The 21761-nt window shown below is 72.2% G+C and carries 22 protein-coding genes; 18 read left to right on the top strand and 4 right to left on the bottom strand.

Annotation, left to right across the window (positions count from 1 at the left end; translation table 11 throughout):
- Position 1: 1 nt before the first annotated feature.
- From H5V45_RS19080 to H5V45_RS19070, 3 genes are read right to left on the bottom strand one after another with little or no spacing between them, the layout of a single operon-like run.
- Complete coding sequence (locus H5V45_RS19080) at positions 2 to 1048, bottom strand: ABC transporter substrate-binding protein (RefSeq protein WP_185254766.1); 1047 nt, start codon at positions 1046 to 1048, stop codon at positions 2 to 4.
- Complete coding sequence (locus H5V45_RS19075) at positions 1045 to 1854, bottom strand: ABC transporter ATP-binding protein (protein WP_185254765.1); 810 nt, start codon at positions 1852 to 1854, stop codon at positions 1045 to 1047. Before H5V45_RS19075 ends, H5V45_RS19080 begins: the two co-directional genes overlap by 4 nt.
- Positions 1842 to 2654 (bottom strand): ABC transporter permease, encoded by an 813-nt coding sequence (locus H5V45_RS19070; protein ID WP_185254764.1) that lies wholly within the window; start codon positions 2652 to 2654, stop codon positions 1842 to 1844. The genes H5V45_RS19075 and H5V45_RS19070 overlap by 13 nt, the downstream gene beginning before the upstream one ends.
- Before the next feature lie 143 nt (positions 2655 to 2797).
- On the opposite strand from H5V45_RS19070, the gene H5V45_RS19065 reads away from it, so the two are divergent.
- The 8 genes from H5V45_RS19065 (at position 2798) to pheT (ending at position 10636) form a co-directional block, all read left to right on the top strand.
- Entirely contained in the window at positions 2798 to 3310 is a 513-nt protein-coding gene (locus tag H5V45_RS19065; RefSeq protein ID WP_185254763.1) for an SseB family protein, read from the top strand.
- 305 nt (positions 3311 to 3615) lie between these two features.
- A complete protein-coding gene (gene infC / locus H5V45_RS19060; RefSeq protein WP_185255110.1) occupies positions 3616 to 4299 on the top strand; it encodes a translation initiation factor IF-3 in 684 nt (227 codons plus the stop codon).
- A gap of 84 nt (positions 4300 to 4383) precedes the next feature.
- Positions 4384 to 4578: a 50S ribosomal protein L35 gene (gene rpmI / locus H5V45_RS19055; protein WP_185254762.1), complete on the top strand. Its 195-nt coding sequence runs from the start codon at positions 4384 to 4386 to the stop codon at positions 4576 to 4578.
- A 69-nt stretch (positions 4579 to 4647) separates the two neighbouring features.
- Positions 4648 to 5034, top strand: coding sequence for a 50S ribosomal protein L20 (gene rplT, locus H5V45_RS19050; RefSeq protein ID WP_185254761.1), 387 nt, complete (start codon positions 4648 to 4650; stop codon positions 5032 to 5034).
- An 8-nt stretch (positions 5035 to 5042) separates the two neighbouring features.
- Entirely contained in the window at positions 5043 to 5861 is an 819-nt protein-coding gene (locus tag H5V45_RS19045; RefSeq protein ID WP_343061647.1) for a TrmH family RNA methyltransferase, read from the top strand.
- 32 nt (positions 5862 to 5893) lie between these two features.
- Positions 5894 to 6955: a sensor histidine kinase gene (locus tag H5V45_RS19040; protein ID WP_343061646.1), complete on the top strand. Its 1062-nt coding sequence runs from the start codon at positions 5894 to 5896 to the stop codon at positions 6953 to 6955.
- Between the two features lie 94 nt (positions 6956 to 7049).
- On the top strand, positions 7050 to 8153 hold the full coding sequence (gene pheS, locus H5V45_RS19035) for a phenylalanine--tRNA ligase subunit alpha (RefSeq protein WP_185254760.1): 1104 nt from the start codon (positions 7050 to 7052) through the stop codon (positions 8151 to 8153).
- Positions 8153 to 10636: a phenylalanine--tRNA ligase subunit beta gene (pheT, locus tag H5V45_RS19030; RefSeq protein WP_185254759.1), complete on the top strand. Its 2484-nt coding sequence runs from the start codon at positions 8153 to 8155 to the stop codon at positions 10634 to 10636. Before pheS ends, pheT begins: the two co-directional genes overlap by 1 nt.
- On the opposite strand, the gene H5V45_RS19025 is transcribed toward pheT, so the two are convergent.
- Positions 10637 to 11431, bottom strand: a complete 795-nt coding sequence (locus tag H5V45_RS19025) for a maleylpyruvate isomerase family mycothiol-dependent enzyme (RefSeq protein WP_185254758.1) — start codon at positions 11429 to 11431, stop codon at positions 10637 to 10639.
- Positions 11432 to 11521: 90 nt separating this feature from the next.
- Here H5V45_RS19025 and argC point away from each other — a divergent pair, with 90 nt between their 5' ends.
- Genes argC through H5V45_RS18975 form a run of 10 tightly spaced genes read left to right on the top strand, consistent with a single transcriptional unit; the run spans position 11522 to position 21304 of the window.
- Positions 11522 to 12550: an N-acetyl-gamma-glutamyl-phosphate reductase gene (gene argC / locus H5V45_RS19020; protein WP_185254757.1), complete on the top strand. Its 1029-nt coding sequence runs from the start codon at positions 11522 to 11524 to the stop codon at positions 12548 to 12550.
- Positions 12547 to 12999 (top strand): ACT domain-containing protein, encoded by a 453-nt coding sequence (locus H5V45_RS19015; RefSeq protein WP_185254756.1) that lies wholly within the window; start codon positions 12547 to 12549, stop codon positions 12997 to 12999. The genes argC and H5V45_RS19015 overlap by 4 nt, the downstream gene beginning before the upstream one ends.
- Positions 12996 to 14147, top strand: coding sequence for a bifunctional glutamate N-acetyltransferase/amino-acid acetyltransferase ArgJ (argJ, locus tag H5V45_RS19010; protein ID WP_185254755.1), 1152 nt, complete (start codon positions 12996 to 12998; stop codon positions 14145 to 14147). Before H5V45_RS19015 ends, argJ begins: the two co-directional genes overlap by 4 nt.
- Positions 14144 to 15079 (top strand): acetylglutamate kinase, encoded by a 936-nt coding sequence (argB, locus tag H5V45_RS19005; protein ID WP_185254754.1) that lies wholly within the window; start codon positions 14144 to 14146, stop codon positions 15077 to 15079. Before argJ ends, argB begins: the two co-directional genes overlap by 4 nt.
- Entirely contained in the window at positions 15076 to 16374 is a 1299-nt protein-coding gene (locus H5V45_RS19000) for an acetylornithine transaminase (RefSeq protein WP_185254753.1), read from the top strand. The genes argB and H5V45_RS19000 overlap by 4 nt, the downstream gene beginning before the upstream one ends.
- Positions 16371 to 17297 carry an ornithine carbamoyltransferase gene (gene argF, locus H5V45_RS18995; RefSeq protein ID WP_185254752.1) on the top strand — a complete coding sequence of 309 codons (927 nt, stop codon included), beginning with the start codon at positions 16371 to 16373 and terminating at the stop codon, positions 17295 to 17297. Before H5V45_RS19000 ends, argF begins: the two co-directional genes overlap by 4 nt.
- Positions 17294 to 17821, top strand: coding sequence for an arginine repressor (locus tag H5V45_RS18990; RefSeq protein ID WP_185254751.1), 528 nt, complete (start codon positions 17294 to 17296; stop codon positions 17819 to 17821). Before argF ends, H5V45_RS18990 begins: the two co-directional genes overlap by 4 nt.
- A gap of 54 nt (positions 17822 to 17875) precedes the next feature.
- Positions 17876 to 19306, top strand: coding sequence for an argininosuccinate synthase (gene argG / locus H5V45_RS18985; protein ID WP_185254750.1), 1431 nt, complete (start codon positions 17876 to 17878; stop codon positions 19304 to 19306).
- Positions 19306 to 20733: an argininosuccinate lyase gene (gene argH / locus H5V45_RS18980; RefSeq protein ID WP_185254749.1), complete on the top strand. Its 1428-nt coding sequence runs from the start codon at positions 19306 to 19308 to the stop codon at positions 20731 to 20733. Before argG ends, argH begins: the two co-directional genes overlap by 1 nt.
- The gene (locus H5V45_RS18975; RefSeq protein ID WP_185254748.1) at positions 20717 to 21304 is read left to right on the top strand and encodes a DNA-3-methyladenine glycosylase; all 588 of its coding nucleotides are present in this window, start codon (positions 20717 to 20719) and stop codon (positions 21302 to 21304) included. Before argH ends, H5V45_RS18975 begins: the two co-directional genes overlap by 17 nt.
- Positions 21305 to 21761: the final 457 nt, after the last annotated feature.

Raw genomic sequence — 21761 nt, 5'->3', positions numbered from 1 at the left:
GTCAGCTACCGGCCTGGCTGGCCTTGTCGGCCTGCTCGGTGATGTAGTCGTTGAACTCGTCGTCGAAGTAGTCCGACACGTTGACCTCGCCGGGGAGCAGCTTGTTCTCGCTGAACGCGTCGGCCATCTCCTGCTCGGAGTCGATGACCTCCTGCGAGATCGGGACCACGGTGACGGGGCGCTGCTTCGCGGCCGCGAGGGTCACGTCCGGCGTCAGACCGGTCTGCTCGGCCCACACCTTCGACCACTCGTCCTGGTGCGTGCTCGCCCAGAGCTGGGCCTGCGTGATCCGGCCGAGGTAGTCCTGGAGGGCGGCCTTGGTCGCCTTGTCGTCCAGCGCGGCGTCGGAGGCCACCTGGAAGTTGTAGCCGTTGACCACGTCGGCGCCGTCGGCCAGCACCCGGGCGTCACCGGACTCGACCGCCTGCGAGGTGAAGGGGTCCCAGACGGCCCAGGCGTCGAGGTGGCCCGAGGTGAAGGCGGCCAGGCCGTCGGCGGGCTGGAGGTTCTCGACCGAGACGTCGCTGTACTTCAGGCCGGCCTTGTCGAGCTGCGCCAGCAGGTTGTAGTTGGCGGAGCTGCCCTCGGCCACGCCGACCTTCTTGCCCTTGAGGTCCGCGACGCTCTTGAGCGGGGAGTCGGCGGGGACCAGGATCGCGTCGCCCTTGCCGGTGTAGGTGATCGCCTGGACCATCTTGAACTCGCCCTTGGCGGCGGCAGCGAAGATCGGCGGGGTGTTGCCGACCATGCCGACGTGGATGGCGTTCGCGTTCAGCCCCTCGAGCATCGGGGGACCGGAGGTGAACTCCTTCCACTCGATCGTGTAGTCGGTGTCGTCGAGACCGGCGGCCTCGAGCAGCGCCTTCGCGCTCGTGCCCTTCTGGTCACCGACGATCAGCGTCACCTTCGACAGGTCCACGCTGCCGTCGTCCTTGATCGCGGACTCGTTGCCGGTGGACGAGCCGCCGCAGGCGGCGAGGACGGCCGCGGCCACGAGGCCCACCGCCGAGGTGAGGACCGTACGTCGTCGGGCGTGGTGCGTGTTCATGCTGCTCCTTGGTTCTTCAGGGGGTTCCGCTTGGGGTTGGGCGGGGTGGGCTTGACGCCCAGGGAGGCGAGGATCTCGGCGCGGGCGCCGGCGATCTCGGGCTGCGAGGGGGCGCGGTCCGAGCGCGGCAGGCTGATGTCCCAGCTCTGCCGGACCTTGCCCTCGTCGAGCACGTAGAGCCGGTCGGCGAGGGCGAGGGCCTCGTCCACGTCGTGGGTGACGAGCAGGATCGCCATCGAGTGGCGGCGCCACAGCTCGATGACGAGCTGGTGCATCTCGATCCGGGTCAGCGCGTCGAGGGCGCTGAACGGCTCGTCGAGCAGCAGCAGCGACGGGTTGCTGACCAGGGCCCGGGCCAGGGAGACGCGCTGCGCCTGTCCGCCCGAGAGCTCCAGCGGCCAGGCGTCGAGCTTGTCGGAGAGGCCGACCTCGGCCAGCGCCTGCTCGGCGAGCTCGAAGCGGTCCTTGCGCTGCGGGGTGTTGAGCAGCGCGAGCGCGACGTTCTCGTGCACCTTGCGCCAGGGCAGCAGCCGCGGCTCCTGGAAGGCGACGGCCGAGCGGCCGTTGACCTGGACCTCGCTGGCCGGGGCCTTGTCGAGGCGCGACAGGCTGCGCAGCAGCGTCGACTTGCCGCAGCCGCTGCGGCCGAGCAGGGCGACGAACTCGCCCGGGCGGATGTCGAGGTCGATCGACCTCAGGACGTGGGTGGAGCCGAACGACCGGTTGTGCGACCGGACGCGGGCGACGTGGTCCGTCGCGCCGTCGGTCGTCGGGCCGGGGTCGGGGCTGGACTTCAGGAACGCCATGCGAGTGCCCTTCTCTCGAGCTGTCGCACCACGGCGTCGGTGAGGAGGCCGAGGATGCTGTAGACGGCGAGACCGACGACGATGACGTCGGTCTGCAGGAAGTCGCGGGCGTGGTTGATCATGTAGCCGATGCCCGAGCTGGCGCTGATCGTCTCCGCGACGATGAGGGTGAGCCACGCGATCCCCAGGCTCTGGCGCAGCCCGACGAGGGTCTGCGGCAGGGCGCCCGGGACGATGACGTGGCGGATGCGCTGCGACCAGCTGAGGTTCATCGACCGGGCCGCCTCGACGGTCTTGCGGTCGATGCCCCGGATGCCGGCGAGGGTGTTGAGGTAGAGCGGGAACGCGACGCCCAGCGAGATCAGGGTGACCTTCGGGGTCTCGCCCAGGCCCATCCAGATGATCAGCAGCGGGACCAGGCCGAGGTGGGGCAGGGTCCGCAGCATCTGCATCGGCGGGTCGATGGCGTCGTCACCGATCCGCGAGAGCCCGGCGACGACCGCCAGCACCAGCGCCACGCTGGCGCCGATCGCGAAGCCGATGAAGACACGCTGCACCGAGACCAGGGTCTCGGAGCCGAGGGTGCCGTTGCGGACGAGCTCGACGGCGGTCGCGAAGACCTGGCTCGGGGCCACGAGCTTGCGCTCGGGGATCACCCCGGCGTTGCTCAGGAGCTGCCAGAGCCCGACGAGGACGACGGGGGAGATCCAGCGCCTCAGGAAGGACAGGCGCGAGCCGCGGGAGCGGGCGCGCCGTTGTCGCGGTGGAGCGGTCGGAGCCGCCAGAGTCGTGGTGGTCATGGCGAGCATGTCTACGGAAGTAAGCCGCGTAAATCAAGTTGAACACTCGACTTAACACGGACTTTACGTGGCGGGTGTGGCGCACGCCACGCCCGGCCGGTGCGGCTGGGCCGCGCGGAGAGCCCTGCGGGACAATCGTCGGCATGGACCTCCCGCCGCCCCGCGAGCTGCTCGACACCGGCTTCGGCGACGACTCCGGAGCGGCCTCGCCCGACCTGGTCGAGGCACTGGCGGCGTACGCCCGCGATCCGAAGGCGTACGTCGACGCGCTGGACGAGCTGCGGCAGTCACGGCTCCTGGTGCCGGTCGTGGCGGTCCTCGGCGAGGTCGAGGTCGGCGCCGACGGCCTGGCGCGCGACAAGTCCAGCGACATGGCGGCCGTCCTGCTCCGGGGTGCCGACGGCCGGCTGGCGCTGCTCGCCTTCACGAGCACCGAGACCCTGGCGCGCTGGAACCCCGAGGCGCGTCCGGTCCCGGTGACCGCCGACCTCGCGGCCCAGGCGGCCCTGCAGGACGACGCGGCGGCCCTGGTCGTCGACGTCGCGGGTCCCACGACCCTGGTGGTGGAGGGGGACGACCTGCGCGGCCTGGCGTCCCGGTGGGTCCTCACGCGCGCGGGCGACCGGCCGGCGTGGATTGGCCCGGCGCCGGAATGATCCGCTAGCATCCCGTGTTGACCGATCAGTTCCGCCGTGCCCGCACGGCAGGACCGATCTGACAAGCGGAGGTCGAGCACGATCCGTCCTCCCACCCGCATCGGCCGCCTCAGGTCGTCGGGTCCGGTCCGAGGGCTCCGGCCGTGGCACCCGCCACGACAGGCCGTGGCACTCGCGATGCTTTCCCCCCAGGGGGACGTGTCATGACTGGCTTCCGCTTGTGACTCAGCGGAAGCCGTTGTTGATTTCGGGGGTTCCCCCCGGACCGGGCGACGACCTCCGACCACGCTCTTTCAGGAGGACACATCAGCACCGAGCTCCGTATCAACGACCGGATCCGGGTTTCCGAGGTCCGGCTCGTTGGCCCCAGTGGCGAGACCGTCGGCATCGTTCCCACCGCCGACGCGCTGCGCCTTGCGCAGGAAGCCGACCTCGACCTCGTCGAGATCGCCCCCATGGCGCGCCCGCCGGTCTGCAAGCTCATGGACTACGGCAAGTTCAAGTACGAGAACGCGCAGAAGGCCCGTGAGGCCCGGCGCAACCAGACGAACGTGATCATCAAGGAGATGAAGCTTCGTCCCAAGATCGACGCGCACGACTACGAGACCAAGAAGGGTCACGTCGTCCGCTTCCTGCGTGCCGGTGACAAGGTCAAGATCACGATCATGTTCCGCGGCCGCGAGCAGCACCGCCCGGAGCTGGGCTACCGCCTGCTCCAGCGCCTGGCCGAGGACGTCACGGAGCTGGGCTTCGTGGAGTCGTCCCCCAAGCAGGACGGCCGCAACATGATCATGGTGCTCGGCCCGCACAAGAAGAAGGCCGACGCCAAGGTCGACATGAAGGCCGAGAAGGACTCCAAGGCCGCCGAGCGGGCCGCCCTCGAGGCCGACGAGCGCGCCGAGCGGGACGCGGCGCACGCCGCCGGCCCGGTCGCCCAGAAGAAGGAGCGGGGTCGCTCCGAGAACCTCGACCCCGAGATCGAAGCCTGACCCACCCCCGACGGTGGTCCTGACCACCAGACCGCGGTGGTCGCGCCACGGCACGACCACCCGCACCCAGTAGAGGAAGAGAAGATGCCGAAGAACAAGCCGCACTCCGGTGCCAGCAAGCGCTTTCGCGTGACCGGCTCGGGCAAGATCCTGCGCGAGAAGGCCGGCAAGCGTCACAACCTCGAGAAGAAGGCCTCCAAGGTGACCCGTCGCCTGACCGGGACCGTCGAGGTCGCCAAGAACGACAACGCCCGAGCCAAGAAGCTTCTCGGTCGCTGACCGAGCCCCACCCCCAGCGGTGGTCGCTCTGTCTCGACCACGCAGCACAGATCTGAAGGAGTAACACTCATGGCACGCGTCAAGCGGGCAGTCAACGCCCACAAGAAGCGTCGGGTCGTCCTCGAGCGCGCCAGCGGCTACCGCGGGCAGCGCTCGCGGCTCTACCGCAAGGCGAAGGAGCAGGTCACCCACTCGCTGGTCTACAGCTACAACGACCGGCGCAAGAACAAGGGCAACTTCCGCAAGCTGTGGATCCAGCGGATCAACGCTGCGGCCCGCGCCCAGGGGATGACCTACAACCGCTTCATCCAGGGCCTCAACCTCGCCGGCATCGAGGTCGACCGCAAGATCCTGGCCGAGCTGGCCGTCAACGACGTCGCCGCGTTCAACGCGCTCGTCGAGGCCGCCAAGGCCGCCCTGCCCGAGGACGTCAACGCGCCCAAGGTCTCGGCCTGAGGCCATCGGTGGTTGAGGAGGGTGCGCAGCACCCGTCTCGACACCCCCTGACGGCGGGCAACGCCCGCGTCAAGGACGCACGGAAGCTCAGCCGCCGCTCGGAACGCTCCGAGCGGCGGCTCTTCCTTGCCGACGGCCCGAAGGCCGTCGAGGGCGCGCTCGGCGTCGACGGCTGTGTCGTCGAGGTCTTCGCGACGCCCGCCGCCACCACGACGTACGCCCCGCTGGCCGCGGCCGCGGGGGACGCGTGGACCCTTGTCGACGAGCGGGCCCTGGCCTCGCTCAGCGACAGCGTCAGCCCCGCCGGCGTCGTCGCCGTCTGCCGGTTCCTCGATCGGCCGGTCGACCACGTCCTCGACCGCGACCCGCGCCTCGTCGCGCTCTGCGCGGACATCCGCGACCCCGGCAACGCCGGCACCGTCGTGCGCTGCGCCGACGCGGCCGGAGCCGACGCGGTCGTCTTCGCCGGGCAGTCGGTGGACTTCTACAACCCCAAGACCGTGCGGGCCAGCGTCGGCAGCGTCTTCCACCTGCCCGTCGCCACGGAGCCCGACCCGGTCGCCGCGGTCCGGGCGGCGCAGGCGGCCGGCCTCGTGGTGCTCGCGGCCGACGGTGCCGGCGAGGTGGACCTCGACCGTGCCGACGACCTGCTGGCGCGCCCCACCGCCTGGCTCTTCGGCAACGAGGCCTGGGGCCTGCCCGCCGAGCTCGCCGCGCTGGCCGACCACCGGGTCCGGATCCCGATCCACGGGCGCGCCGAGAGCCTGAACCTCTCCACGGCCGCGGCGCTGTGCCTCTTCGCCTCGGCCCGCGCCCAACGCGCCTGACCCCACCGCTCGTGCGCCAGTAGGCTGCGAGGGTGGACGACGCCCGAGCAAGCGCCCAGGCCCTGGCGGACGTGCTGCCCGACGGCGTCGTGCTGGCCGACACCCGCGGGCAGGTGACGCTGGTGTCCTCGGTCGCCGCGCGGATGCTCGCCCTCGATCCTGTCGCCAGCCTGGGGCTGCCCCTCGCCGACGTGCTCCGCCTGCAGGACCAGGACGGCCAGACCTGGTGCGCCACGAACTGCCCGTACGACGGCCTGGTGACCCGCACCGGTGTGCCCGAGCAGCCGTGGCTGCTCCCCAACGGCACCGAGGTCCTCGTCTCCGCCCGGATCCACCGGCCCGCCCTCGACGGCCCCGTGGACCAGGTCGCGCTGACCCTGCGGTCGGGACGCGGTCGAGCCCGCCTGGACCGCGAGCGCTCCGACCTCGTCGCCACCGTCGCCCACGAGCTGCGCTCGCCGCTGACCGGCGTGAAGGGGTTCGTCCAGGCACTGCTGAACCGCTGGGACAAGCTCAACGACGAGCAGAAGAAGCTGATGCTCACCACCGTCCACGCCGACTCGGAGCGGCTCAGCAGGCTGATCGCCGAGCTGCTCGACGTCGCGCGCATCGACACCGGCCGGCTCGCGCTCTACCCGCGCCCCTCCGACGCGGCACTCCTCGTCGGGCGCGTGGTCGAGTCGGTGCGGGCCAGCACCTCGCGCCCGATCGAGCTGACCGCACCGGACGACCTGCCGGAGGTCCACGCGGACCCCGACAAGTTCACCCAGGTCGTCACGAACCTGATCGAGAACGCCGTGCGCCACGGGGAGGGTCGGGTGCTCGTCACCCTCGACGCCCTCGGGGAGGACGCGGAGTTCCCCGGGGTCCGCGTCACGGTCGACGACGAGGGCGAGGGGATCGCCCCCGAGATCCGGCGCCGGGTGTTCACGAAGTTCTGGAAGCACGGCGAGCGCGGCGGCTCCGGCCTGGGCATGTACCTCGTCAACGGGTTGATCCGCGCGCACGGCGGCACGCTCGTGATCGACGACGCCCCCGGCGGCGGCGCGCGCATCGTGATCGCGTGGCCCACCGAGGACCGACGCGCCGCCTGATCCCGCGCGCGGCAACCCGGTCGCGGCACGGCGTGCGCGCTTCCTAGACTTGGCGGGCAGCCCCCGCCCGCGAGCACCAGCCCGAAAGGCAGCCATGTCGGGACCGAACACCGATTACGACCCCGTGGAGGTCACTCCCTTGAAGCCCGAGGAGGTGGAGTCCGCCCGCGACGCCGCGCTCGCGGCCATCGCCGCCGCGACCGACCTCGAGGACCTCAAGCGGGTCCGCCTCGAGCACGCCGGCGACCGGTCGGCGCTCGCCCTGGCGAACCGCGAGATCGGCGCGCTGCCGCCGCAGGCGCGCAAGGAGGCCGGCCAGCGGATCGGCCAGGCCCGGGGCGCGGTCAACAAGGCCCTGGGGGAGCGTCAGGCGGTGCTCGAGGTCGAGCACGAGGAGCGGATGCTCGTCGAGGAGACCGTCGACGTCACGCTGCCCACCGAGCGCGTCGCCCGCGGCGCCCGGCACCCGATCACCACCGGCTCCGAGCGGATCGCCGACGTCTTCCTCGCGATGGGCTGGGAGGTCGCCGAGGGGCCGGTGATCGAGGCGGAGTGGCTGAACTTCGACGCCCTCAACCTGGGCCCGGACCACCCGGCCCGCACCATGCAGGACACGTTCTGGACCGACCCGCAGGACAACGGCATCGTGCTGCGCACCCACACCTCGCCGGTCCAGGCCCGCACCATGCTCACGCGCGAGCCCCCGATCTACGTCGTGTGCCCCGGCCGGGTCTTCCGCACCGACGAGTACGACGCCACCCACAGCCCGATGTTCCACCAGGTCGAGGGCCTGGTGGTCGACGAGGGCATCACGATGGCCCACCTCAAGGGCACCCTCGACCACTTCGCGACCGCGATGTTCGGCGAGGGCATCACGACGCGGTTCCGCCCGTCGTACTTCCCCTTCACCGAGCCCAGCGCCGAGGTCGACCTCATCTGCTTCGTGTGCCGCGGGGTCCCGGGCGAGGTCGAGTCCTGCCGGACCTGCCGGGGCGAGGGCTGGATCGAGTGGGGCGGCTGCGGGATCGTCAACCCGCGCGTCCTGACCGCCTGCGGCGTCGACAGCGAGCGCTACACCGGCTTCGCCTTCGGCATGGGCATCGACCGCACGCTGATGTTCCGCCACGGCATCGAGGACCTGCGCGGGTTCTTCGAGGGCGACGTCCGCTTCACCACTGCTTTCGGAACGGAAATCTGATGAAGGCCCCTGTCTCCTGGATCAAGGAGTACGTCGACCTCCCGGCGCACGTGACCACCGAGGAGCTGGCCGCCGAGCTCACCGCCCTCGGGCTGAAGCTCGAGGCGATCGAGAAGCCCGGCGACCAGATCACCGGTCCGCTGGTGCTCGGCCGCGTCCTGACGCAGGAGCCGGAGCCGCAGAAGAACGGCAAGACGATCAACTGGTGCACGGTCGACGTGGGGGAGGCCAACGGCACCGGCGAGCCCCAGGGCATCGTCTGCGGCGCCCACAACTTCGGGGTCGGCGACCTCGTGGTGGTGGTGCTGCCCGGCGCCGTGCTGCCCGGCGACTTCGCCATCGCCGCGCGCAAGACCTACGGCCACGTCTCGGCCGGCATGATCTGCTCCTCGGCCGAGCTCGGGCTCGGCGACGACGGCCAGGGCGGCATCATCGTGCTGCCGGCCGACGCCGGCCAGCCGGGCGACGACGCCTTCGACGTGCTCGGGCTGCGCGACGAGGTGATCGAGTTCGAGATCAACCCCGACCGCGCCTACGCGCTGTCCCTGCGCGGCGTGGCCCGCGAGGCCGCGCTGGCGTACGACGCGCCGTACCGCGACCCCGCGCAGCGCCCGACCCCCGCCGCCGACGTCGCGGGCCACCCGATCGTGGTCGAGGACCCGGCGGGCTGCCCGGTCTTCGTCGCGCGCACGGTGCGCGACCTCGACCCGGCCGCCACGACCCCGGACTGGATGGCGCACCGCCTGACCCAGGCCGGGATGCGGCCGATCTCGCTGGCGGTCGACGTCACCAACTACGTGATGCTCGAGCTCGGGCGACCGATCCACGGCTACGACGCCGACAAGCTGGCCGGGACGGTCCGGGTCCGCCGCGCGAGCGCGGGGGAGCGGCTCACCACGCTCGACGGCACCCGCCGCGAGCTCTCCGAGCAGGACCTCGTCGTCACCGACGACTCCGGGATCATCGGCCTCGGCGGCGTGATGGGCGGCCAGACCACGGAGATGTCCGGGACCACCACCCGCGTGCTCGTGGAGTCGGCGCACTGGGACGCGACCTCGATGTTCCGCACGGGCAAGCGCCACAAGATCTCCTCCGAGGCCGGCAAGCGCAACGAGCGCGGCGTCGACCCGCTCATCTGCGAGGCCGCCGCCGACCGCGTCGTCGAGCTGCTCGTGGAGCACGGCGGCGGCACCGCCGAGCCCGGCGTGACCGTGGTCGGCACGGCCCCGTCGGTCCCCGCGATCGCGATGGCCGTCGACCTGCCCGCGCGCGTGAGCGGCATGGCCATCGACGCCGCCACGACCGTCCGCAACCTCGAGGCCGTCGGCTGCGCCGTCGTCGTCGACGGCGACCGGCTCGAGGCCACCCCGCCCCCGTGGCGCCCGGACGTGACCGACCCCTTCGACCTCGTCGAGGAGGTCGCCCGGATCGAGGGCTACGTCAACGTCCCCTCGGTGCTGCCGAACGCGGGTGCCGGTCGCGGGCTCACCCGTGAGCAGCGGCTGCGTCGCCGGATCGGCCGCACCTTGGCCGGCGCCGGCTGCGTGGAGGTGCTGAGCTTCCCCTTCGTCGGCGACGCCGCCTTCGACGCGCTCGGGCTGCCCGACGACGACGTGCTGCGGCACACCGTCCGGCTCGCGAACCCGATGTCGAGCGAGGAGCCGGGCTACACCACCACGCTGCTGCCCGGCCTGCTCAAGGCCGCCGCCCGCAACCTCAGTCGTGGTGCACCCGGCGTCGCGCTCTTCGAGACCGGCACGGTCGCCTTCCCGGCCGACCGCGGCCCGGCCCCGATCTACGGCGTCGACTGGCGCCCCAGCGACGACGAGCTGGCGAAGCTCCTCGACGCCGTCCCGGAGCAGCCCCTGCACCTCGCGGTCGTCCTGGCCGGCGAGCGCGAGCGCTCGGGCTGGTGGGGCGAGGGTCGCGCGGCGGCCTGGTCCGACGCCGTCGGGGTCGTACGCCGTCTCGGCGACGAGCTCGGCGTCGAGGTGCAGGTGGCCTCGGCGGCCCGGATGCCGTGGCACCCCGGGCGTTGCGCCCGGGTGCTGGTCGGCGACCTCGAGCTCGGTCACGCCGGTGAGCTGCACCCGCGGGTCTGCCAGGCCTTCGGGCTGCCGCCGCGGACGTCGGCGGTCGAGATCGACCTGGACCTCCTCATGCGGCACGCCCGCGACGTGGTGCCCGGCCCGGAGTTCTCGAGCTACCCGGTCGCCAAGGAGGACGTCGCCCTCGTCGTCGACGAGCGGGTGACCTCAGCCGAGGTCGAGGCGGCGCTGCGCGAGGGGGCCGGCGAGCTGCTGGAGTCCCTGCGGCTCTTCGACGTGTTCACCGGCGAGCAGATCGGTGCGGGCAAGCGCTCGCTGGCGTTCGCCCTGCGCTTCCGGGCCCCGGACCGCACCCTGACCGAGCAGGAGACCAGCGCCGCGCGCGACGCTGCCGTCGCCCTGGCGGCGGAGCGGACGGGCGCCGTCCAGCGCTGATCAGTCGATGGGGTGGTCGACCGCGGCCCGGAAGCGGTCGTAGACCTCCCGGTCGCCCGTGACGCTCACGTCGCGGTCGTCCCCACGACGCCACAGCCAGGCGTCGAGCGCCCCCGCCGGACCGGCGACGACCGCGTCCGGCGGGGTGCCGGGATCGGGCACGACGCCGATGTCGCCCTCGTCGTACGACGTCCCGGTGTCGGGGTCGGTGCCCGTGAACGTTCCGAGCTGGACCCACACGGCGTCGCCGGTGTCGGTGCAGTCGACCCGCACGTGCCGGGGGAGCGGGTGGAACTCGCCCCAGGCCGGGGTGCCGCCGAACATCACGTCCAGCGCCTCCTGGACGCCGTCGGCCGCCAGCGCCGGGTCCAGCGGCGAGAAGAGGCCGGTCGCGTGCTCGGCGTCGAGGCGGTGGATGAGCGCCTCGTGCGCCTGGCGGCGAAACGTGAACCCCACCGTCTGCTCCCGGGCCCAGGTCCAGGCCGGCTCGGCCGGGTCCGCGGTCCCGAGCACGGTGACCAGCGCGGCCGACGCCTCGTCGAAGAGGGCCAGCATCGCCTCGTGGGAGTCCGGGCGCTCGGTCGGGACGCGCTCGCCGGGCGCGGCCGGCCGCGTCGCGACGATCTCGGCCCAGAAGCCCTGCACGGTGGTCAGGTGCCAGAGCAGGTCGGACGCATTCCACGCGGGACAGGTGGGTACGGGCGCCGTAGGGTCGCAGGCAGCGAGCACGTCGCGGAAGCGTCGCGACTCGGTGCGCAGGTGGCCGAGGTAGTCGGTGGAGGTCAGCATCGCCATGACCGCAGAACCTAGTCGGGGGCGCCGACGGCCGCAGCCGGACCAGACCCGGCTACACATACCCATGCGCATGCCCGTATAGTCATGCACATGACGACACGCATCGCCGTAGCCGGTGCCAGCGGCTACGCCGGGGGAGAGCTCCTCCGCCACCTGCTGGCCCATCCCGAGGTCGAGATCGGGGCGCTGACCGGGGCCTCCAACGCCGGCACGGCGCTCGGCTCCCTCCAGCCGCACCTGGTGCCGCTGGCCGACCGGGTGCTCGAGCCCACCGACCTCGACACGCTCTCCGGCCACGACGTCGTCTTCCTCGCGCTCCCGCACGGCCAGTCGGGCGCGATCGCCGCGCAGCTGGGCGACGACGTCGTCGTCATCGACTGCGGCGCCGACTTCCGGCTCGCCGACCCCGCCGCCTGGGCGCAGTTCTACGGCGGCGAGCACGCCGGCACCTGGCCCTACGGCCTCCCCGAGCTGCCCGGGCAGCGTGCCCTCCTGGCCGGCGCGACCCGGATCGCGGTCCCCGGCTGCTACCCGACGGTCTCGACGCTCACCCTGGCCCCCGCCGTCGCGGCGGGCCTGGTCGAGCCCGACGTCACCGTCGTCGCGGCCTCCGGCACCAGCGGCGCGGGCAAGGCCGCCAAGGCCCACCTGCTCGGCTCCGAGATCATGGGCAACGCCAGCGCGTACGGCGTCGGCGGCAGCCACCGCCACACCCCCGAGATCACCCAGAACCTCTCGCGGCTCGTCGACGGCACCGTGAAGGTCAGCTTCACGCCGCTGCTGGTGCCGATGCCCCGCGGCATCCTCGCCACCTGCACGGCGCCGCTCGCCGCTCCGCTCAGCGCCGACGACGCGTACGCCGCCTACCGGGAGGCGTACGCCGACGAGCCGTTCGTGCACGTGCTCCCGCAGGGGCAGTGGCCCCAGACCAAGTCCGTGATCGGCTCGAACGCCGTGCACGTCCAGGTCACCGTGGACGAGGCGGCCGGCAAGCTGGTCGCCGTCGGCGCGGTCGACAACCTCGCGAAGGGGACCGCGGGCGCCGCGGTCCAGTGCATGAACCTCGCCCTCGGACTCCCCGAGGGCCTCGGCCTCACGACGATCGGACTCGCCCCATGACCGACGACGCCACCTCCACCGACGCGACCGCCCGGGTCCACACGCTGCAGCAGTTCCCGGAGAAGCTGGCCGTCGTGAAGCTGCCCCCCGGCGCCGAGATCCCGACCTGGGCCGAGTCGTCCTCGCTCTTCTCGATCACCGCGACGGCGACCGAGACCTCGGTCGTCTGCGCCGGCCGCAGCATCCCCACCAAGGTGACGGGCGTGAAGGGCCTGACCGGCTTCGCGCTGCAGGGCGACCTCGACCCCACCGAGGCCGGCGTCCTGGTGGCGCTGCTCGCCCCGCTGGCCGAGGAGCAGATCAGCGTCTTCACGATCTCCACCCACGAGACCAACTGGTTCCTGGTGCCGGTCACCGACGGTGACCGCGCGGCCGAGGCCTGGCGACGACGAGGCCACACCGTCGTCGCCGCCGTCCCCGTCAAGCCGCCCAGGAAGAACAAGAAATGACCGTCACCACCCCGCAGGGATTCCGTGCCGCCGGCGTCGCCGCCGGCCTCAAGTCCACCGGAGCCAAGGACCTCGCGCTCGTCGTCAACGACGGGCCGACCCACGACTCCGCCAGCGTCTTCACCGCCAACCGCTGCAAGGCCAACCCGATCCTCTGGAGCCAGGAGGTCGTCAAGGACGGCACCGTCCGCGCAGTCGTCCTGAACTCCGGCGGCGCCAACTGCTACACCGGCGCCGACGGCTTCCAGACGACCCACGCGGTCGCCGAGCAGGTCGCGGGCCACCTCGGCATCGGTGCGATCGACGTCGTCGTCTGCTCGACGGGGCTGATCGGCCTGGCCAACTCGCGCCAGCACCTCCTCGACGGGGTCGACGCGGCGTACGCCGGCCTCGGCACCGCCGGCGGCGACGACGCCGCCGAGGCGATCATGACGACCGACTCGGTCTCGAAGAAGGTCGTCGTCGAGGGCGCCGGCTGGACGATCGGCGGGATGGCCAAGGGCGCCGGCATGCTGGCGCCCCAGCTGGCCACGATGCTCGTGGTCCTCACGACCGACGCGGTGGTCCCGGCCGCCGACCTCGACCAGGCGCTGCGCGCAGCGACCCGGGTCAGCTTCGACCGCCTCGACTCCGACGGTTGCATGTCGACCAACGACACGGTCACGGTCATGGCGAGCGGAGCGAGTGGCATCACGCCCGCGCTGCCCGACTTCACCGAGGCGCTCACCCAGGCCTGCACCGACCTGGCCATGCAGCTGCTCCGCGACGCCGAGGGCGCCGACCACGAGATCGCGATCACGGTGCTGAACGCCGCGAGCGAGGACGACGCCGTCGAGGTGGGTCGCAGCGTGGCCCGCAGCAACCTCTTCAAGGCTGCCGTCTTCGGCAAGGACCCCAACTGGGGCCGCGTGCTGGCGAGCATCGGCACGACGCAGGCCGCGTTCGACCCTGCGGACCTCGACGTCGCCATGAACGGCGTCTGGGTCTGCCGGACGTCCACCCCGCACGCGGACCCCGCCACCGTGGACCTCGAGCCGCGCGAGGTCAGCGTCACCATCGACCTCAAGGCCGGTCCCGAGCGGGCCACGATCTGGACCAACGACCTGACCCACGCCTACGTCCACGAGAACAGCGCGTACTCCTCATGAGCGACCACACCGACGACAAGCCCTACCAGCCGACGCCGGCCGACCCGAGCAAGGCCGCCACGCTGGCCGCGGCCCTGCCGTGGCTCAAGCGCTACCACGGCAAGATCGTGGTGGTGAAGTACGGCGGCAACGCCATGACGGACGACGTGCTCAAGCGCGCCTTCGCGGAGGACATCGCCTTCCTGCGCTTCGCCGGCTTCAAGCCGGTCGTCGTGCACGGCGGCGGTCCGCAGATCTCCCTGATGCTCGACAAGCTCGGCATCGAGTCGGAGTTCCGCGGCGGCCTGCGCGTCACGACCCCCGAGGCGATGGACGTCGTCCGCATGGTCCTCGTCGGCCAGGTCCAGCGCGAGCTGGTCGGCCTGATCAACGAGCACGGCCCGCTGGCCGTCGGCTGCTCCGGCGAGGACGCGGGCCTCTTCACCGCCCAGCAGACCAACACCGTCGTCGACGGCGAGGAGGTGGACCTCGGCCTCGTGGGCGAGGTCGCCTCGGTTCGGCCCGAGTCCGTCGTCGACCTCATCGAGGCCGGCCGGATCCCGGTCGTCTCGAGCGTCGCCCCCGACGAGCACGGCACCGTCCACAACGTGAACGCCGACACCGCTGCCGCCGCGCTGGCTGCGGCCCTCGGAGCCGAGAAGCTGCTCGTCCTCACCGACGTCGAGGGCCTCTACCGCGACTGGCCGGACAGCGACGACGTGATCTACGAGATCAGCCCCGAGTCGCTCGCCGATCTGATGCCCTCGCTGGCCAGCGGCATGGTGCCGAAGATGGGCGCCTGCCTCAAGGCCGTGCGCGACGGCGTCCCGCGGGCCACCGTCGTCGACGGCCGCACCCCGCACGCCGTCCTCCTCGAGCTGTTCACCGACGAGGGCGTCGGCACCCAGGTGCTCCCGGGTGTGACGACCAAGATCAGGAAGGCCCGCGCATGAGCGACGCGACCGACGCCACCAACGCCGCCTGGCAGGGCCGCTACGAGGGCGCCCTGATGAACACCTTCGGGCCGCCCAAGGCCACGCTCGTGCGCGGCTCCGGAGCCCACGTGTGGGACGAGGACGGCACGGAGTACGTCGACCTCCTCGGCGGCATCGCCGTCAACGCGCTCGGCCACGCGCACCCCGCGCTGGTCGAGGCCGTCACCGCCCAGCTCGGCACCCTGGGCCACATCTCGAACTTCTTCGCCAGCGAGCCTCAGGTCCGCCTCGCCGAGAAGCTGCTCGAGCTGGTCTCCGCTGCCGGTGGGCCCGTCGCGACCGGGCGCGTCTTCTTCACCAACTCCGGCGCCGAGGCCAACGAGGCCGCCTTCAAGCTGACCCGGCGCACCGGCCGCACCCACGTCGTCGCGGCCGAGGGCGGCTTCCACGGGCGCACCATGGGCGCGCTCGCGCTGACCTCCAAGGAGGCGTACCGGACCCCGTTCGAGCCGCTCCCCGGCGACGTGACCTTCGTGCCCTACGGCGACGTCGAGGCGCTCGCCGCGGCCGTCACCGACGAGACCGCGGCCGTCCTCCTCGAGCCCATCCAGGGCGAGGCCGGCGTCGTGCTGCCGCCCGACGGCTACCTGAGGGCCGCCCGCGAGATCACCACGCGGCACGGCGCGCTGCTGTGGCTCGACGAGGTGCAGACCGGCATCGGCCGCACCGGCCGCTGGTTCGCGCACCACTCGCCGGTTGAGGAGGTTGCGCAGCAACCGTTGGTTCCTGAGGAGGGCGCTCTGCGCCCGTCTCGAAGGGCTCGAAACCAGGTCACCCCCGACATCGTCACCGTCGCCAAGGGCCTTGCCGGCGGCTTCCCGATCGGCGCCTGCCTGGGCCTCGGCGACGCGGCGACGCTCTTCGACCCGGGCAACCACGGGACCACCTTCGGCGGCAACCCGGTCGCCTGCGCCGCGGCGCTGGCGGTGATCGGCACGATCGAGTCCGAGGACCTGCTCGAGCACGTCACGGTGCTCGGCCAGAAGCTGCGCGACGGCCTCGCCGCCGACCCGCGGGTCACCGAGGTCCGCGGCGAGGGACTCCTCATCGGGCTCGACCTCGCCACCGACGCGTCCGCCGAGGTGTTCGCGGCGGCCATGCGGCACGGCTTCATCGTCAACAACCCCACGCCCGGGCGGATCCGGCTCGCGCCGCCGCTGGTCCTGACCGACGACGACGCCTCCGCCTTCCTCGCCGCCTGGCCCGCGATCCTCGACGAGGCCCTGGGGCCGGTGCCGGGGGAGCAGCCATGACCCGGCACTTCCTCCGCGACGACGACCTGTCGCCCGCCGAGCAGGCCCGGGTCCTCGACCTCGCGGCCGCGATGAAGCAGGCGCCGTACGACGCCAAGCCGCTCGCCGGCCCGCGCACCGTGGCGATGATCTTCGACAAGCCGACCCTGCGCACGCAGTCGTCGTTCGCCGCCGGCATCGCCGAGCTCGGGGGCAACCCGATGCTCGTCGACGGCGCCCTGGCCGGCATCGGCGTGCGGGAGTCGGTCGCCGACGTGGCCCGCATCCTCGACCGCCAGGCCAGCGCCATCGTCTGGCGGACCTACGCGCAGGCCCGGCTCGAGGAGATGGCGGAGCACGCCGCCGTGCCGGTCGTCAACGCGCTGACCGACGACTTCCACCCCTGCCAGCTGCTCGCCGACCTGCTCACGATCCGCGAGCACCGGGGCGAGCTCGCCGGGCTCACCGTGGCCTTCCTCGGCGACGGCGCCTGCAACATGGGCAACTCCTGGCTGCTCGCCGGCGCGACCGCCGGACTCCACGTCCGGGTCAGCTCGCCCGAGGGCTACGAGCCCGACGCCGCGGTGGTCGCGACCGCCGCCGCCATCGCCGCGGGCACCGGCGGCTCGGCCGTCCTGGAGCGCGACCCGCAGGCCGCCGCAGCGGGGGCCGACGTCGTCGTCACCGACACCTGGATCTCGATGGGCAAGGAGGAGGAGGCCGCCGCCCGCGCCGAGGTGTTCGGTCCGTACGCCGTCACCGAGTCGCTCCTGGCCCTCGCCGACCCCGCCGCCATCGTGCTGCACTGCCTGCCGGCGTACCGCGGCAAGGAGATCGAGGCCGCCGTCCTCGACGGTCCGCGCAGCGTGGTGTGGGACGAGGCCGAGAACCGCCGCCACGTCCAGAAGGCGATCCTGGCCTGGCTGCTGGAGGAGCCGTCATGAGCGACGCCTCCCTGCGCCCCGCGACCAAGAACGCCCGTCACCAGCGCATCGTCGAGCTGGTCACCCACCACGAGGTGCGCTCGCAGTCCGAGCTCGCCGCGCTGCTCGCCGAGGGCGGCGTGCACGTCACCCAGGCCACACTTTCGCGCGACCTCGTCGAACTGGACGCGATCAAGGTGCGCTCGTCGGCGGGTGGGCTGGTCTACGCCGTCCCGGCCGAGGGCGGCGACCGGCGCCCCGCCGCACCGGGCGACACCGCGGCCGGCTCCCAGCGGCTGGCCCGGCTCTGCTCGGAGCTGCTCGTCAGCGCGGAGGCCAGCGCCAACATGGTCGTGCTGCGCACGCCGCCCGGCGGCGCGCAGTACCTCGCCTCGGCCTTCGACAAGGCCGACCTCCCCGACCTGCTCGGCACCATCGCCGGCGACGACACGGTCCTCGTGATCGGGCGCGACCCGCTCGGCGGGGAGGCCCTGGCCCGACGATTCCTGGCGCTGGCCGACACGCACGTGCCGCCCGCGCCCTGACCCCCGCTGACTCCCCGGACCACCGGACATCCCCGAACGAAGGAAACCCACGCTGTGAGCAAGGTCCTCAACTCCCTCCCCGTCGGCGAACGCGTCGGCATCGCCTTCTCGGGCGGCCTCGACACCTCCGTCGCCGTGGCCTGGATGCGCGAGAAGGGCGCCGTGCCGTGCACGTACACCGCCGACATCGGGCAGTACGACGAGCCCGACATCTCGGGCGTGCCCGCCCGCGCGAAGGAGTACGGCGCCGAGATCGCGCGCGCCGTCGACTGCCGTCGCCAGCTGGTCGAGGAGGGCCTCGCCGCGATCGCGTGCGGCGCCTTCCACATCCGCTCCGGCAGCCGTGCGTACTTCAACACCACCCCGCTCGGCCGCGCCGTGACCGGCACGATGCTGGTGCGGGCGATGCACGAGGACGGCGTCGACATCTGGGGCGACGGCTCGACCTTCAAGGGCAACGACATCGAGCGGTTCTACCGCTACGGCCTGCTCGCGAACCCGGACCTGCGGATCTACAAGCCGTGGCTGGACGCCGAGTTCGTGCACGAGCTCGGTGGCCGCGCCGAGATGAGCCAGTGGCTCGTCGAGCGGGGCCTGCCCTACCGCGACAGCCAGGAGAAGGCGTACTCCACCGACGCCAACATCTGGGGCGCCACCCACGAGGCCAAGGTCCTCGAGCACCTCGACGCCTCGCTCGAGATGGTCGAGCCGATCATGGGCGTGAAGTTCTGGGACCCGGCCGTCGAGATCCCCACCGAGGACGTCACCGTCCGCTGGGAGGCCGGTCGCCCGGTCGCGATCAACGGGGTCCGCTACGACGACCCCGTCGACCTGGTCCACGAGGCGAACGTGATCGGCGGTCGCCACGGCCTCGGCATGTCCGACCAGATCGAGAACCGCATCATCGAGGCCAAGTCCCGCGGCATCTACGAGGCGCCGGCGATGGGCCTGCTCTGGAACACCTACGAGCGGCTGCTGAACGCGATCCACAACGAGGACACGATCGCGAACTACCACGCCCAGGGCCGCCAGCTCGGCCGGCTGCTCTACGAGGGCCGCTGGCTGGACCCGCAGTCGCTGATGATCCGAGAGTCGATCCAGCGCTGGATCGCCTCGCTGGTCACCGGCGAGGTGACGCTGCGGCTGCGCCGTGGCGAGGACTTCACCGTGCTGCGCACCGACGGCCCCGCGTTCTCCTACCACCCCGACAAGCTCTCGATGGAGCGCACCGAGAACGCCGCGTTCGGCCCGAACGACCGGATCGGCCAGCTCACGATGCGCAACCTCGACATCGCCGACTCGCGCGCCAAGCTGGAGCTGTACGCCGCCCAGCCGCTCGACCAGGGCCAGGTGCTCGTCGAGCACGGCACCCTCTACGGCGAGCTCGAGGCCGGGGGAGCGGACCGGATCGCGTCCAACCCCACCGCGCGGTCGGCCGAGGACGAGGCCCTCGACCACGCCGCGATGGAGTTCGGGACCGACTGATGGCCCAGCACCCCGGCGGCACCAACACCGGCAAGCTCTGGGGCGGTCGCTTCGAGGGCGGACCGTCCCCCGAGCTGGAGGCCCTGTCGCGCTCGACCCACTTCGACTGGCGGCTCACGCCGTATGACCTCGCGGGGTCGCGCGCCCACGCGAACGTGCTGCACGCGGCCGGCCTGCTCACCGACGACGACCACGCCGAGCTGCACCGCGGCCTGGACACGCTGGGGGAGCGGTACGCCGCCGGCACGCTGCTGCCCGACCCCTCGGACGAGGACGTGCACGGCGCGCTCGAGCGGCTGCTGCTGGAGGAGGTCGGCGCCGACACCGGCGGCCGCCTCCGGGCCGGGCGCAGCCGCAACGACCAGGTGGCGACGCTGTTCAAGGCCTTCCTGCGCGACCACGCCCGGGTGGTCGCGGCGCAGGTGCTCGACCTCGTGGAGGTGCTGGCGACGCAGGCGCGGGGGCACCTGGACGTGATCATGCCGGGGCGGACGCACCTGCAGCACGCGCAACCCGTGCTGCTCGCGCACCACCTGCTGGCCCACGCCTGGCCGCTGCTGCGCGACGTGGAGCGGCTGCGGGACTGGGACGCCCGCGTGGCCGCGGACTCGCCGTACGGCTCGGGTGCGCTCGCCGGCCAGAGCCTCGGCCTCGATCCGACCGCCGTGGCGCGGGAGCTGGGCTTCACGGGCTCGTCGGCCAACTCCATCGACGGCACGGCGGCTCGCGACTTCGTCGCGGAGTTCGCGTTCGTGACCGCGATGATCGGCGTGGACGTCAGCCGGCTGGCCGAGGAGGTCATCCTCTGGTCGACGCGGGAGTTCGACTTCGTGAAGCTGCACGACTCCTGGTCGACCGGGTCGAGCATCATGCCGCAGAAGAAGAACCCCGACATCGCCGAGCTCGCCCGGGGCAAGGCCGGCCGCCTGGTCGGCAACCTCACCGGGCTGCTCGCCACGCTCAAGGCCCTGCCGCTCGCCTACAACCGCGACCTGCAGGAGGACAAGGAGCCGGTCTTCGACTCCGTGGACACCCTCGAGGTGCTGCTGCCGGCGTTCTCCGGCATGGTCGCGACGCTGACGTTCAACACCGCCCGGATGGCCGACCTCGCCCCCCAGGGCTTCTCGCTCGCGACGGACGTCGCCGAGTGGCTGGTGCGCGAGGGCACGCCGTTCCGCGTGGCCCACGAGGTGGCGGGCGCCTGCGTGCGCCGGTGCGAGGAGCTCGGCATCGAGCTGGCCGACCTCACCGACGACCAGTTCGCGGAGATCTCCCCGCAGCTGACCCCCGCGGTGCGCGACGTCCTCACCGCGGAGGGGTCGGTGGCCTCGCGCAACGGTCGCGGCGGCACCGCCCCCCAGCGGGTCCGCGAGCAGCTCGACGAGCTGGGCGGCGTGGTCGCCGCACACCGTGAGCGCCTCGCCTGACCTCGCCGCGCTCCTCGACGGCCCCGTGCCGGAGGTCGCCCCGACGCTGCTCGGTGCGGTGCTCCGCCACGGGGCCGTCGCCGTCCGGATCACCGAGGTGGAGGCGTACGCCGGGGCCGACGACCCGGGCTCGCACGCCTACCGGGGCCGGACCCGTCGCAACGCGACCATGTTCGGGGCGGCCGGGCACCTGTACTGCTACTTCACCTACGGCATGCACGTCTGCGCGAACGTCGTCACCGGCGGCGAGGGCGTCCCCGGCGCCGTGCTCCTGCGCGCGGGTGAGGTGGTCGAGGGCGTGGACCTCGTCCGGGAGCGCCGGCCCCGCTCGTCGGACCGCGACCTCGCGCGCGGCCCGGCCCGGCTGTGCAACGCCCTGGGGATCGGCCTCGACCTGGACGGAGCCGACCTGGTGTCGGGTCCGGTCGTCCTCGAGGGCTGCGGCGCGTCGACTGGTCTGGTCAGCACCGGCCCACGGGTGGGCCTGCGCGGGGCACCCGACCGGCCGTGGCGGTTCTGGCTCACGGGGGAGCCGACGGTGTCCGCCTACCGTCCCGCGAAGCCTCGCTGACGGCCCCCGGAGCGTGCGCTGAGCGTGGAGGGACCCCTCCGGGACCCCCGATTTGAGCTCCCCGGACACATGCTGTTAACGTTCTTCTTGTCGCCGCAAGCGACTCCCACCCGGGCCGAGAGGCCGAAAACGGTGGGTAGTTGCGCGCCCGGCACCGGCTCAGATCGAACCGAGTTGACTCGCTCGATCATCACCGGTAAGTTTCTGCAGGTTGCCCCGCCGCCGGTCCACCAGGACCGGAGACGGAGAGCGTCTGATTCTTGAGAACTCAACAGTGTGTCATAGTCGACGAATTAGTTTGTTATGCCCCGTCGATCATTGCTTTTGCAGCTCTTTTGGGGTTGTGGTGGTGGTGGTTGATGGTTTCTTTGGTAAGACAATGATTCTGGCAAAATTTTGTCAGGGTTTTGTTCTTGTCAGGGGCATCTCTTTTTCCGCAGTCGCCTTTGGGTGGTTG

Source organism: Nocardioides luti (assembly GCF_014212315.1).
GTDB lineage: Bacteria > Actinomycetota > Actinomycetes > Propionibacteriales > Nocardioidaceae > Nocardioides > Nocardioides luti.
Note: the sequence above shows the minus strand (reverse complement) of the source record. Positions and strands in the feature narration are given on the sequence as shown.